This is a genomic window from Vreelandella aquamarina, from assembly GCF_020075495.1.
Classification (GTDB): domain Bacteria; phylum Pseudomonadota; class Gammaproteobacteria; order Pseudomonadales; family Halomonadaceae; genus Vreelandella; species Vreelandella aquamarina_A.
The window spans coordinates 197,875-211,242 of the sequence record NZ_JABYQT010000006.1; the positions used below are offsets into that span (position 1 = coordinate 197,875).

The following is a 13,368-nucleotide window of genomic DNA, read 5'->3' on the forward strand; positions in this document are numbered from 1 at the left end:
CCGCTTACGCTAGAGCCTTTCAGCAAAATTAGATATTCTTTGGATCTCCTTTTCCTAAAGTGACTTCGTGATGAATAGAAAAACCTACCTGGCAGCGTCGATTGCGCTGATCAGCGCCGGTCTTTTGAGCGGCTGCGGCAACGATGGCGAAGCGCCTTCGAGCGTTTCGATGCTGGATTACATTCCGGCGGATTCTCCCTACTTCGTGGCCGCGCGGGAAACGCTGCCGGAGCAGGACGTGTTCGACTTCTACCAGCGCTCGATGATCTTCGACGGCGCCCTCGACGAAGAGCTCGACAAAATGCGCGAGATGCGCCAAGCGTCGGATGCCGACGAAGAGCGCGCGTTTCTGTCGCTGATCATCGCCATGGGCGAAGAGCTGCAGGGGGTCGAGACCTTGGACGACCTGCACGAACGGGGGCTCAATCTTTCGCCGAAAGCCGCCCTTTACGGCCTTGGCATGCTGCCGGTACTGCGTTTCGAACTCGAGGATGGCGCGGCGTTTCGTGAAACCCTCGAACGGGTGCTGACCAGAGCCGAGCTTCAGCCGCAGATGGCAACCACCGACGGCCTCGACTACTGGGTGCTGAACCCGCAGGGCGATCTCGCGGTTATCATGAGCATCGTCGACGAGCAGGCGCTATTGGCGCTGGTGCCGCGCGAGCCAAGCGACGAACTGCTTGCAATGGTAATGGGCAAGACACTGCCCGAGGACAGCCTCGAGGATTCCGGCGAGCTTGTCGAGATCGAGAGCCGCCACGGTTTCACACCCTACGGCACGGGCCAGATCCATACCGCCCGCGTGCTCGATGAGCTCGGCTCGCCCACTCACGCGGGTACGCGGGCGCTGATAGCAGCCATCGACGAAGAGCCGCTGGACCTCTCCTCCTGCCAGGCGGATATTGATCGGATCACCACTCGTTTGCCTGGCGTGGCCATGGGCACCCGTGCCTACGATCTGAGCGGGCGTTCGGAATTCAGCTTCATCATCGAAACCGACGACGAGATCGTTGGCAACCTGCGCCAGCTCGTCACTCCGGTACCAGGGCTTGGCGAGCAGAGCGGCCTGGCGAGCCTGGGGCTTGGCCTGAGCCTGCCGGCACTGCTGGAAACCGTTCAGCTCTACTCGCGCCAACTGCGTGAAAACCCCTTTGGCTGCGACGAGCTGCAGGCACTCAACCACTCCTGGGATGACGCAAGCGCCCTGTTGAGCAACCCCATGGCCATGATGATCGCGCCGTCGTTTTCGGGTATCAACGTGCGCCTGGACAGTCTCTACGCCGAGCGCGGCATGCCCGCCGTCACCGGGCTTCTTACACTGGCCTCGCCCAATCCGATGACCCTGTTGCAGACCGCCAGCGCCTTCTTGCCGGAACTTGGCGAGCTGGGGCTGGTACCCGGCGGCGAAGCCAAGCGGGTCAAAAGCTACCTGCTGCCGCCGGAAACGCCGGACGTCTACGCGGCGATGTCAGAGTCGGCCCTGGCGGTGGGCGTGGGCCTCGAGAATCCCTCACACGTGAAGGAGGGGCTACAGGCGGGCGAATCGAATCAGGACCTGCTAGCGTACGCCTATCTTTCCGGGGACCTCTACCACGCCCTTGCCGACATTGCCACCGTGGTGCCGGACGAGCAGTTTTCCGCGACGGATATCGAGACGTTCCGCCGCTATGGCGATCTCTACGAGCTGATGGAGTATTGGCTCAAGGTCGACGATGCGGGCCTGGAAATCGGTTTTTCCCTGGAAGTAACCGACGAGTGATCGATTGCCGGTAGGCTGAATACAAAACGCAAACAGGGGCCCGAAGGCCCCTGTTGTCGACGTGTTACGCTACGGTCGAAAGCTTACTTATCCAGGCTGTTCTTCACATCGCCTTTCGCTTTCTGGCCTTCGCCTTTTACTTGCTGGGCTTTGCCCTTGGCTTCTGTCTTGTCGCTGCCGGTTACCTTGCCAGCGGCTTCCTTGACTTTACCTGCGGCCTTGTTAGCGGCGCCTTTTGCTTTATCGTCGTTTCCACTCATGACATATACCTCTAATCCGTTAGTAGGGAACACGCTGCGGGTGACGATGTGGTGTCTTTTCCCTTGCAGCTGCATTATCAGAATAGTCTTTTTAAAAAAAGTTTCCTCAATTTGTGGCAGAAATTTTTGTGGGGGCCCAGCTATCTAGCAGTGCGTGCAGGCACGCCATGACTAGAAGCGTTGCCACCAACGCCACGCTCATGGAGGAAAAACGGTAAAGCGCGCTGTACACCAGGTCCTGGCTGGGGCCAAGCGACTGCCCAAACAGAATACCCAGCGTCGTCAGCCCACCAAAGCCGATGCCCGAGCCGCCGCCTTCCTTGATGTGTTCGCGGCCAAACAGCATGAGCCCCAGCCAGTAAAGCATGATGACCAGCAGAAAGTGATTGCTCTGGGTATACAGTAAAAGCTGCATGACCAGCGCCAGGTTACAGCCCAGCAGCGTGCCGATGGCGCGCTTGCGCGCCGACACCCGGGCACCGGCATACCCCATGGCAAACAGCACCAGAATGGTCGCCATCTGGGCTGAGAGCGAGCCCTGCAGATCGAACACTTGAAAGACGATAAACGAGAGCGTGGCAGTGATGCCGCCGATCAGTGTCTCGTGGCGTATCTGCGCCGGGGGCTTGGTGCCTCTTGGCGGAGGCTCGCGCGGCTCCGCGTCGGGGAACAGCGTATGCATCAGCATGGCGATGAACACGGCCAGCACGCTTGCCACGACGTTGGAGGTGATCAAGTCGCTTAAATCGACGCTTGGGTAGCTTGCGAAATGCAGCAGGATGCTCAGCGTCAGCACTCCGTTGGCCCCGAACAGGAACAGCGGCCCCTTGGCCATCAGGTTGAAACGCAACAGGAACAGGCAGAGTACCACCAGCGTCATCACCACCGGCATATGCTTCAAAAGCCCCACGACCAGGCTGACTTCCAGCGCATTGAACGAGACGTTGGCAAGAAACTGGCGAATGATGCTGCCATTCAGGATCGGCACCATGCCAAGTAGAAACATGGGAAACACGGTAAAGAAGACGCCGTAGTTCCAGCCCATCACCTGGCTGATGACAAACCCCAGCGTGCCACCCCCGGCCACGCGCAGGCACTGGCGCAGGCCGTTTTCGCTCAGCCCCGGGTGGGCGTGAGCCGTCGGCTCACGCCTGGCCTTAATAAACATAATGCAGCCAGCTGATCAGGTGGGTTTGCAGCCAGGCAAACGGGTGGGCCAGCAGGTGTTCGCCGGGCAGCAGTTGCACCGTGGCGCGGGCGCCGCTGGGGGGCGGCGTCGGCAGCGGCTCGTCAAGGGCGATATGAATGCGCAGGCGCTGGGCATCGCGCACCCAGCGGTCGGAGTTGGGAATATCCGCAAGCTGCCCGTCGGCAGCCAGCTGGCCTTCGCGTACCCCGGCATCAAAGGCGCTGACCCGCCCTTCAAAGATATGCCCGGGCCAGGCATCGAACACGACCGCCGCCTCGTCGCCCGGCTGCACGTGGCGCAGGCTCTTCTCACGGAAGTCAGCGATGATATCCACGCGCTGGCTGACCAGCGCAATCACCGGCTGGCCGGCCTGCACGTAGTCGCCGGCCTGCAGCTGAAGATTGGTGACCTGTCCGGCTTCCAGCGCGCGTACCTCAGTGCGGGCAACGTCAAGCCGGGCCTTGTCCAGGGCGATATCTGCCTGGCGCAGGCGCAGGTTGGTGTCGCCCTCTTCGCCCAGCTGTACTTCCAGGCTTTCGATCTTGGCGCGCGCGGAGGCCACTTCTGCCTGGGCGGTATGCTCTGCCGCTACCTGCTGATCGTACTGTTGACGAGAAATGCTCTGCCGGCCGATCAGCGCTTCGCCACGGCGGCGCTCGCCGGCGCGCTCTTCAGCAGTGGCCTGGGCCGATGCCAGCACAGCACGGGCGGCGGCTAGCTCGGCTTCCAGGCGGGTGTTTTCGCGCTGAGCCTGCTCACGCTCAAGCCGTGCCTGCGCCAGCGCAATCTCGAAGGGCTCGGCATCGAGGCGAAACAGCACGTCGCCTTTGGCGACCTGCTGGTGGTCGCGAACCACCACCTCGCTGACTGGCGCACTAAGTTCAGGAGCAATGCGCGCTACCGGGCGCATTACCCGTGCCTCCGGCGTCATGGGCATGAAGCTGTCGGCAACCAGAAAATAGACAAACACAAGGGCAAAAGCGGCCAGCGCTACTTTTACCCAGCGGGCAAAGCGTTGATCAGGGGACATGGGGATTCACTCGTTATCTCTCGTAGCTCTCAGGCCACGGGCGCTTATTATTGGCGCGGGTGCAATTGAATACTTTAGTCTAACAAACAATTAGCAAGCTAACAATAATCCTGCTGCCTTGCCGCTTCCTCCTTGCCCCTTGCCAGGCATAAAAAAACCCCAGGGCGCAGGCCCTGGGGTCATATAGCGCTGAACGCTTGGCGTGGCGTTAGAAGCGGTAGCGCAAGCCAACGCTCGCCGCGTCGAAATCGTAGGCCGACTTGTCCAGATAGCGCATGTAGTCCGCGCTGATGGACAGGTTGTTGGCCACGTCGACCTCGCCGCCCGCCCCGTAGGAGAAGCCGCTTTCCCGATCGAGGTCAAAATCCACCTCGGTCATACCCACCAGGCCGTACACGCGCGCGGTGGGGGTAATCGGTGCGATACCCTTGGCATAGGCGCCAATCAGGTAGTCGAGCTCGGCGCCGCCGTCAGAGCCGCCAGTACCCAGGTGACCTTCGAGCGCGAAATAATCGTTGAACTGCGCGCCACCGCGCAGGCGCAGGCCTACATCATCGCGCGATGAGCCGCGGTCCGGGTCCAGGCTCCAGAACATGGCATCACCCGCCACGTAACCTTCCGGATAGCCAAATGCCTGTTGAGCCTGTGCCGATACCGCGAATACGCTGGCGCCTACCAGCAGTGCCGCAGCGGAGAGTGATGATACAGTCATCTTCATAGCATTGAACCTCAGTTAAAAAACAGTGTTTCCTTACAAAAATCCATTGTGATCGATCCTTGGAAAGAACGCAACTGCTACTGCTGCCGAGACACGCTGAGCGCGACGATACCACTCACGACCATGGCGCCGCCTATCAGCTGGCCAAGGCTTAGCATCTGGCCCAGCACGAAGTAGCCTATCACCAGTGAGGCCACCGGCTCGATATTCATGACCGGCGCATTGCGGGCCATGTTCAAGCGCGGCACGAAGATGAACAGCGTCGAGAAGCCGGTCGCGTACAAGAGCGCCAGCAGGCCAAGGCCAATCCAGCCCTGGCTGTTATCCGGCAGGCTCATGCCGCCCGGCACTACACCCAGAACGCCACCTATCACCATGGCGAAGAACACGGTCTGCATGGTCAACAGGCTGCGCAGCGTGCTGCCCACCCGGGCCAGGCGGTGCTCGGTAATCCACAGCGCACAGGCGAACACGAACGCGGCGGTCAGCCCGAAGGCGATGCCGGCAAGCCATTCAGGCCCCATGGCCTCCGCGCTGGTCATCCAGGCCGGGATATCCAGCACGATCAATAACCCGATCAAGATGGTGCCCATGATCAGGCTGCTGCGCAGGGTTGGTCGCGGCCCGCCCAACGCCCAGCTCAACAGCGCCAGTTGAATGGGAAAGGTATTCACCAGCAGCAGCGCAATCACCACCGGCAGCCGCGCCACCGCCGAGTAGAGGCTCACACTTTGAATGGTGATCAAAAGACCCACCGCCAGCTGCCAGGGCCAGGCTCCCCGCGGCAGCCGCAGGCTTTTTTTCTGTGCCGTAACCAGTACGATGAGGATGATACAGGCCAACCCAGAACGGGTAAGTACGGCGAGCAGCAGCCCCGTGCCGTTATCGAACGCCAGCCGCGCCGAGACGTGATTGGCCGCAAACATGGTGCCCACGGTGAGCAGTAATGCAATGGCCAGATGGCGTGGCAGTGAACGGGAAATGGACGAATCGGACATAGGCACCAGGCGGCAAGTGGACGCAACAAACGGCTAACAGAGCCTGCATTGTACATAGAGGGCTAAACAAATACTGACGTGCATTAATGTCCCTTGCCGCTAGTTAAACTAAAGTACAAACTTAACCCCTACTTTCCTGGCAGATACTTTTCTATGAATGTACCGGTGCTGATCATCAATTGTGGTTCTTCCTCCATCAAGTATGCGCTGATCGATACTGACCCGGACGCGCCGCGCCTGGCCGGTATTGCCGAACGCCTGGGCAGCGTCGATGCTTGCCTGAAGGGGAAGACGAGTACCGGCAAGCGCTTTGAACAGGCACTGCCCAATGCCGACCACACCCAGGCGCTGAGCGCGATTCTCGAGCACCTGGAAGGCCGCACGCCCGGCGCCATCGGCCACCGCATCGTCCATGGCGGCGAGAAGTTCACCCAGGCCGCGTTGATCGATGAAAGCGTCGTCAGCGCCATCGAAGCCACCGCGGCGCTGGCGCCGCTGCATAACCCCGCCAACCTGGCCGGTATCGCCGCGACGCAGAAGGTATTTCCCGACCTTCCCCAGGTGGCGGTCTTCGACACCGCCTTTCATCAGAGCCTCTCGCCCACCGCGTACCGCTACGCCCTGCCGGAAAGTCTGTACGCCGAACACGGTATTCGCCGCTACGGGTTTCACGGCACCAGCCATGCCTTCGTCAGCCAGCGCGCCGCAACGCTCAGCGCACGCGGCGCGGGCGGCTGGCTGACCGCTCACTTGGGTAACGGCTGCTCCACCTGTGCGGTTTGGAACAACCAGAGTCAGGACACCAGCATGGGGCTTACCCCGCTCGAAGGCCTGGTGATGGGCACCCGCAGCGGCGACGTGGACCCGGGCCTGCACGCCCACCTGCATCGTCAGCTTGGCTGGTCGCTGGACAAGATCGACGATGTGCTCAACAAGCAGAGCGGGCTGCTTGGCCTATCGGGGCTGACCAACGACATGCGCGAAGTGGAAGAGGCCGCCGAACAGGGCCACGAAGGCGCCACGCTGGCGCTGGATGTTTTCTGCTACCGCATCGCCAAATCCCTGGCCGCCCTCTCCTGCGCCCTGCCTACCCTTGACGGGGTGATCTTCACCGGAGGCATCGGCGAAAACTCGCCCATCGTGCGCCGCCGGGTGATCGACCTCTTGCCCCATTTCGGCTTTGCCCTGAATGACATGCGCAACGATGCCATGATTCGCGGCCAGGAAGGCAAGCTGGATAGCGATAATCATGCAGGCCCCGAGGTGTGGGTCATCCCGACCGATGAAGAGGGCCGGATCGCCATGGAAACCCGCCGCTGCCTGGAGGACACCCAATGAGCGCGTCGACCCAGCCGCAAGCCATTCTCCTGGTGCCCACCAGCGTGGGCGCCGGGTTGACCTCAGCCTGCCTAGGCCTGATTCAGGCGCTGGATACCATCGGCCTAAAGGCAGGATTCCTGAAACCGTTCATGCAAAACGAGCTGAACGGGCCGGGGCTCGACCGCTCGACGGCGCTGGTGTCGCGCACCCTGAACCAGCGCCCGCCCTCGCCCATTTCTCAGGCCCGGCTGGAGCGCCTGCTGCGCGATGATCAGACCGATGAGCTGATGGAAAATGTGGTCGAGCTTTTCGATCAGGTAGTGCAGCAGGCCGAGCGCGACAGCCATGCGCTCGATCTGGTGGTGGTGGAAGGCGTGGTGCCTACCCAGCACACTACCTATGCTACCCAAACCAATGCCCAGCTGGCTCACGCCCTCAATGCGCGCATCATTCTGGTGGGCACTGGCGACCTGAACGAACCCCAGCGCCTGGCCGAAGAGCTGGACATGCACGCGCGAAGCTTTGGCGGTGTCAGTTCGGCGCGTACGTTGGGCGGCATTCTGATGCGCATGAAGAATCTGCCCTACGGCCAGGAGGACGACCTTTCCGCCGCGCCTGGCACCATCAAGCCCCAGCTTGAAGAGCCGGTGCTGGCGGAGCTGCGCCGCTACTCGCCGTCGCTTGCCACGGAAAGCTTTCACCTGATCGGTATCGTGCCGCAAAGCCGGACGCTGACCGCTCCGCGCACCCTGGACGTGGCCCGTGCGCTCAATGCCAAGCTGCTGAACGAAGGCGAAGCGGCCAGCCGGCGGGTACTTTCTACCAGCCTGTGTGCGCGCAGTGCGGCCAACGCGCTGCATATCTTCACGCCGGGCAGCCTGGTCGTGGCCTCCGGCGACCGGGACGATGTGGTGCTGGCCTCGGCACTCGCCACCATGAATGGCACCCAGCTGGCCGGCGTGCTGCTGACCAACGGCTTTCTGCCCAACGACAACATGATCGAGATGTGCCGGCCGGCGCTGCGCACCGGCCTGCCCGTGCTGGCGGTAGAAACCGACAGCCTGACCACCGCCCAGCACCTGAGCGAGCTGAACACCGAAATCCCCATCGACGACTTCGAGCGTGCCGAACAGGTCGCCCGCTACGTGGCGGCTCACATGGATCTCGAGTGGCTCAAGGCTACCCTGAGCCATAGCTACATGCGGCGTCTGTCGCCGTCGGCGTTTCGTCATCAGCTGGTCAAGCAGGCCCAGCAGGCGAACAAGCGCATCGTGCTGCCCGAAGGCGACGAGCCACGCACCGTGGAGGCGGCGATCATCTGCCAGCGCCGCGGCATTGCCAACTGCGTACTGCTGGGCAGCCGGGAAAGCATCGAGGAGATCGCCCGCAACCGGGGCCTCACGCTGCCTGATGACTTGACCATCATCGACCCGGAAAGCACCCGCGCGAACTATATCGCTCCTATGGTCGAGCGGCGGCGTGGCAAGCTCAATGAGCTGACCGCCGAAGCTCAGCTGCAGGACAACGTGGTGCTCGGCACCATGATGCTCCAGCTCGATGAGGTGGATGGCTTGGTGTCCGGCGCCATTCACACGACCGCCAATACCGTTCGTCCGGCGTTTCAACTGATCAAGACCGCCCCTGAATATAGCCAGGTATCGTCGATCTTCTTCATGCTGCTGCCCGAACAGGTGGTGGTATACGGCGACTGCGCGGTAAACCCGGACCCGGATGCCGACACCCTTGCCGAAATCGCTCTGCAAAGTGCCCGTTCCGCAGAAGCGTTTGGCATCGAGCCGCGGGTAGCCATGATCAGCTACTCCACCGGTGATTCCGGCACGGGTGCCGATGTGGATAAAGTGCGTGAAGCCACGCGCATTGCCAAGGAGCGCGCCCCGCATCTTCTGATCGACGGCCCGCTTCAGTACGATGCGGCGGCCATCGAGAGCGTGGGTAAGCAAAAAGCCCCGGACTCCCCCGTGGCAGGCCGTGCCACGGTATTCGTGTTCCCGGATCTCAATACCGGCAACACTACCTACAAGGCGGTGCAGCGCAGCGCTCGCGTGGTAAGTGTGGGCCCCATGCTGCAAGGCTTGAACAAGCCCGTGAACGATCTTTCCCGCGGCGCGCTGGTGGATGACATCGTCTACACCATCGCGCTGACCGCCATTCAGGCAAGCCAGCGGGAAGCGATGGCTGACGAGTAACGTTCAGGCAAGATTCAAGGCAAGAAAAAGCCCCGAACAGCCAAGCTGTCCGGGGCTTTTTGATTCAACCGCCTAGCGGTGTGAATCGATCAGGTCCACATCGGCACCATGGACTCCAGCACGATCACCAGGCTCATTGCCGTGATGGTGAGGATCGATACACCAAAGACGCGCTTGGCCCAGCGCACGTCGTCATCCAGGCGATAGCCGCAGATGGCAAGATACAGCCAGTAGCCGCCCATGGTCAGCGCGACACACAGGTAACCGGTACCCGCCTGGCTTGCAAGCACCAGGGCCAGCGACGCCGGAATGAACGCCACGATATAGCCCAGGATGTGATGCTTGGCCCGCTTGATGCCGTGCACTACCGGCAGCACCGGAATCGAGGCGCGCTGATAGTCGGCATAGCGGAAGATCGCAATCGCATAGGAGTGCGGCATCTGCCACAGGCAGAAGATCAGCAGCAGAACGATGGCACCGCTATCGAAGGTGCCGGTTACTGCGCAGTAACCCACCACCGGCGGCATGGCGCCGGAAAGGCTGCCTACCACCGTGCCGTACTCGGAGTGGCGCTTCATGTAGAGGCTATACACCCCGACATAAACGCCCCAGCCAATCACTGCCAGTGCCACGGTCAACCCGTTGGTACCCAACGCCAGGCAGACCACACCACTGATACCCAGCAGCGCAGACAGACCCAGTGCCTGAGTGATCGACACGCTGCCGCGTACCAGGGGACGATGGCGCGTACGCGCCATCAGTGCATCGATATCGCGGTCGATCACGTTGTTACACGCACAACCTGACGCGATGACCAGTGCAATCCCCAGCATGACCGAGGCGAACGTCACCAGGTCGAACTCACCATGCGCGGCGAGAAAGTAGCCGCCAAGGGCGGCAATCAGATTGCCGCCAATGATGCCTGGCTTGGTCAACTCAAGCAGATCGTGCCACCGGTTGGGCATGCGAGTTAGCCGATCATCATGTTGAGATGCAGATGCTGCATGATCCACAGCGAACCTCCTACCACCAGGGCGAGAATCGCCACCGTGAAGACGAAGGACAGCATGTTCCAACCCTCTTCAGTCTTGAAGTCCAGGTGCATGAACATGACCAGCTGAACCAGGATCTGCAAGATGGCCGTTACAACGATAATGCCCACGTTCACTGGCAGGCTGAACGAGCCCAGCATGACAGCGCCAAAGGGAATGACGGTCAGTACCAGCGACAGGATAAGGCCCGTGACGTAGGACTTTACCGATCCGTGACCGGACGGTTGGCTAGAAGAACTCATATCACAGCACTCCCATCAGGTAGACGAAGGAGAATACACAGATCCAGACGATATCCAGGAAGTGCCAGAACAGGCTCAAGCACAGGATACGCGGGCGTGTCTTGTCATTCAGACCTTTGGTGGACAGCTGGACCAGCATGACCAGAATCCAGATCATGCCGAAGGTCACGTGCAGACCGTGGGTACCTACCAGCGTGAAGAACGCCGACAGGAAGCCGCTGCGGTCCGGGCCGTAGCCTTCATGGATCAGGTGATGGAATTCATAGACCTCCATCCCCAGAAAGCACAGACCCAGCAGGAAGGTGACCACCAGCCACATCTTCACCTGGCCGACACGGTTGGCGTTCATCGCCAGCACGCCCATGCCGAAGGTGAAACTACTGATCAACAGGGCAAAGGTGCCGAAAAGAATCAGCGGCAGTTCAAAAATGTCCGCACCGGTCGGCCCGCCCGCCGTGCCCCTCATGAGCACGGCGTAGGTGGCGAACAGTGATCCGAAGATCACCAGATCGCTCATCAGGTAGACCCAGAAACCAAATACCTTGGTAGCACCGGCATCATGATGGTGTTCATGCTCATCGGCATGAGCATCGTGATGTAGCGTTTCAGTCGCCATTACGCTTGCGCCTCCACACGTTGTTGATGGGCACGCTCGATCCGCTCGACTTCGGCAGCCGGTACGTAGTAATCGATATCGTCATTGAATACACGACCCAGGAAGCTTACCAGCATGCCGACGGCGCCGAATGCCGCAAGCCACCAGATGTGCCATACCATGGCGAAACCAAAGATCAGCGCAAAGACACTGATGATCGGACCAGCCGTGGTGTTTTTCGGCATGTGGATATCGGTGTAGGGCGTATTCTCTGCCTGCTCGTTGCTGCGCTGCTTTTGCGTCCAGAAGCTGTCGATATCGCCAACCACCGGCAGGTGCGCAAAGTTGTAGAACGGTGCAGGTGAGGAGGTAGACCACTCGAGCGTACGGCCATCCCACGGGTCGCCCGTCACGTCTTCATAGGCCTTGCGGTTGCGAACACTCACGACGACCTGGATCAGGGTACATGCAATACCCGCTGCAATGATCAGCGCACCAATGAACGCGATGATCATGTACGGCTGCCACTCAGCATTCGGATAGGACTGCATGCGACGCACGGCACCGTAGAAGCTCAGGATGTACGGCGGAATGAACGCAACGTAGAAACCGATGAGCCAGCACCAGAAGGCCCGCTTGCCCCACTTCTCGTCCAGCACGAAGCCGAAGGCTTTCGGGAACCAGTAGGTCAGACCGGCCATCATGCCGAACACCACGCCGCCGATGATGACGTTGTGGAAGTGAGCGATGACGAACAGACTGTTGTGCAGTACAAAGTTGGCCGCCGGCAGGGCCAGCATGACACCGGTCATACCACCAATGGTGAAGGTGATGATGAAGCCAAGCGTCCACAGTACCGGTGACGTCAACTCCAGACGACCACGGAAGATGGTGAAGATCCAGTTGAAGACTTTCACACCGGTCGGGATCGCGATGATCATCGTCATGATGCCGAAGAAGGCGTTGACGTTGGCACCGGCGCCCATGGTGAAGAAGTGGTGCAGCCAGACGATGAACGACAGGACGGTAATGGCAATCGTTGCCCATACCATGGTGTGGTAACCGAACAGGCGCTTGCGGGCAAAGGTGGCAATGACTTCAGAGAATACACCGAAGGCCGGCAGGATCAGGATGTAGACCTCGGGGTGGCCCCACGCCCAGATCAGGTTGACGTACATCATGACGTTGCCGCCCATGTCGTTCGTGAAGAAGTTCATCCCCAGGTAACGATCAAGGGTCAACATGGCCACGGTAGCGGTCAGGATCGGGAAAGAGGCAATGATAATTACGTTGGAGCACAGGGCGGTCCAGGTAAAGATCGGCATGCGGAACAGGGTCATGCCCTTGGTGCGCATTTTCAAGATGGTGACGAAGAAGTTGATACCCGTCAGCGTGGTACCCACACCGGATATCTGCAATGCCCATATCCAGTAATCGACCCCTACCCCGGGACTGTACTCTATCCCCGACAATGGCGCATAGGCCAACCACCCGGTAGTTGCGAACTCACCGACAAACAGCGAGATGTTGATCAGCACCGCCGATACCGCGAACAGCCAGAAGCTCAGGTTGTTCAGGAACGGGAACGCAACGTCGCGCGCACCAATCTGCAGCGGCACGACCAGGTTCATCAGACCGATGACCATCGGCATGGCCACAAAGAAGATCATGATGACGCCGTGAGCGGTAAAGATCTGGTCGTAGTGGTCCGGTGGCAGAATACCCGCCGAGCCACCCGCCGCGATCGCCTGCTGGGTACGCATCATCAAGGCATCGGCAAAACCGCGCAGCAGCATGATGAGCGCCGCGATGAAATACATGATACCGAGCTTTTTATGGTCAACTGACGTGAACCACTCGTTCCACAGCCAGCCCCATTTACGGAAATAGGTCAGCGCACCCAACAGGGCAGCACCGCCTATGATCCCCACGATAGCCGATATGACTAGAATGGGTTCGTGGAGAGGAAAAGCCTCTAAGCTTAGTTTACCGAACACG

Annotated in this window: 12 protein-coding genes; 3 read left to right on the forward strand and 9 right to left on the reverse strand. The window is 60.4% G+C overall.

Going from position 1 to position 13,368, the window contains the following annotated elements; all coding sequences use genetic code 11:
* Nucleotides 1-70: 70 nt before the first annotated feature.
* Complete coding sequence (locus HW452_RS11690; RefSeq protein ID WP_224106279.1) at nt 71-1,759, forward strand: hypothetical protein; 1,689 nt, start codon at nt 71-73, stop codon at nt 1,757-1,759.
* Between the two features lie 83 nt (nt 1,760-1,842).
* Here HW452_RS11690 and HW452_RS11695 read toward each other — a convergent pair whose 3' ends face one another.
* The 5 genes from HW452_RS11695 to HW452_RS11715 all read right to left on the reverse strand — a co-directional run bounded on the left by HW452_RS11695 (nt 1,843) and on the right by HW452_RS11715 (nt 5,954).
* On the reverse strand, nt 1,843-2,094 hold the full coding sequence (locus tag HW452_RS11695) for a CsbD family protein (protein WP_425348109.1): 252 nt from the start codon (nt 2,092-2,094) through the stop codon (nt 1,843-1,845).
* Between the two features lie 31 nt (nt 2,095-2,125).
* Nucleotides 2,126-3,187, reverse strand: a complete 1,062-nt coding sequence (locus HW452_RS11700; protein ID WP_224106280.1) for a DUF2955 domain-containing protein — start codon at nt 3,185-3,187, stop codon at nt 2,126-2,128.
* Nucleotides 3,177-4,238: an HlyD family secretion protein gene (locus HW452_RS11705; protein WP_224106281.1), complete on the reverse strand. Its 1,062-nt coding sequence runs from the start codon at nt 4,236-4,238 to the stop codon at nt 3,177-3,179. Before HW452_RS11705 ends, HW452_RS11700 begins: the two co-directional genes overlap by 11 nt.
* 208 nt (nt 4,239-4,446) lie before the next feature.
* Entirely contained in the window at nt 4,447-4,956 is a 510-nt protein-coding gene (locus tag HW452_RS11710; protein ID WP_224106282.1) for a porin family protein, read from the reverse strand.
* 77 nt (nt 4,957-5,033) lie between these two features.
* The gene (locus tag HW452_RS11715; protein ID WP_224106283.1) at nt 5,034-5,954 is read right to left on the reverse strand and encodes an EamA family transporter; all 921 of its coding nucleotides are present in this window, start codon (nt 5,952-5,954) and stop codon (nt 5,034-5,036) included.
* A 153-nt stretch (nt 5,955-6,107) separates the two neighbouring features.
* Here HW452_RS11715 and HW452_RS11720 point away from each other — a divergent pair, with 153 nt between their 5' ends.
* Together HW452_RS11720 and pta are read left to right on the forward strand one after the other, a co-directional pair.
* Nucleotides 6,108-7,292: an acetate/propionate family kinase gene (locus tag HW452_RS11720; RefSeq protein ID WP_224106284.1), complete on the forward strand. Its 1,185-nt coding sequence runs from the start codon at nt 6,108-6,110 to the stop codon at nt 7,290-7,292.
* Nucleotides 7,289-9,481 (forward strand): phosphate acetyltransferase, encoded by a 2,193-nt coding sequence (gene pta / locus HW452_RS11725; RefSeq protein ID WP_224106285.1) that lies wholly within the window; start codon nt 7,289-7,291, stop codon nt 9,479-9,481. The genes HW452_RS11720 and pta overlap by 4 nt, the downstream gene beginning before the upstream one ends.
* Before the next feature lie 89 nt (nt 9,482-9,570).
* Here the strand turns inward: pta and cyoE are convergent, their stop codons facing one another.
* From cyoE to cyoB, 4 genes are read right to left on the reverse strand one after another with little or no spacing between them, the layout of a single operon-like run.
* A complete protein-coding gene (gene cyoE / locus HW452_RS11730) occupies nt 9,571-10,494 on the reverse strand; it encodes a heme o synthase (RefSeq protein ID WP_224106286.1) in 924 nt (307 codons plus the stop codon).
* Nucleotides 10,452-10,775: a cytochrome o ubiquinol oxidase subunit IV gene (cyoD, locus tag HW452_RS11735; protein WP_224106287.1), complete on the reverse strand. Its 324-nt coding sequence runs from the start codon at nt 10,773-10,775 to the stop codon at nt 10,452-10,454. The genes cyoE and cyoD overlap by 43 nt, the downstream gene beginning before the upstream one ends.
* A 1-nt stretch (nt 10,776) precedes the next feature.
* Nucleotides 10,777-11,391, reverse strand: a complete 615-nt coding sequence (gene cyoC / locus HW452_RS11740; protein ID WP_224106288.1) for a cytochrome o ubiquinol oxidase subunit III — start codon at nt 11,389-11,391, stop codon at nt 10,777-10,779.
* The gene (cyoB, locus tag HW452_RS11745; RefSeq protein ID WP_224106289.1) at nt 11,391-13,367 is read right to left on the reverse strand and encodes a cytochrome o ubiquinol oxidase subunit I; all 1,977 of its coding nucleotides are present in this window, start codon (nt 13,365-13,367) and stop codon (nt 11,391-11,393) included. Before cyoB ends, cyoC begins: the two co-directional genes overlap by 1 nt.
* Nucleotide 13,368 lies beyond the last annotated feature (1 nt).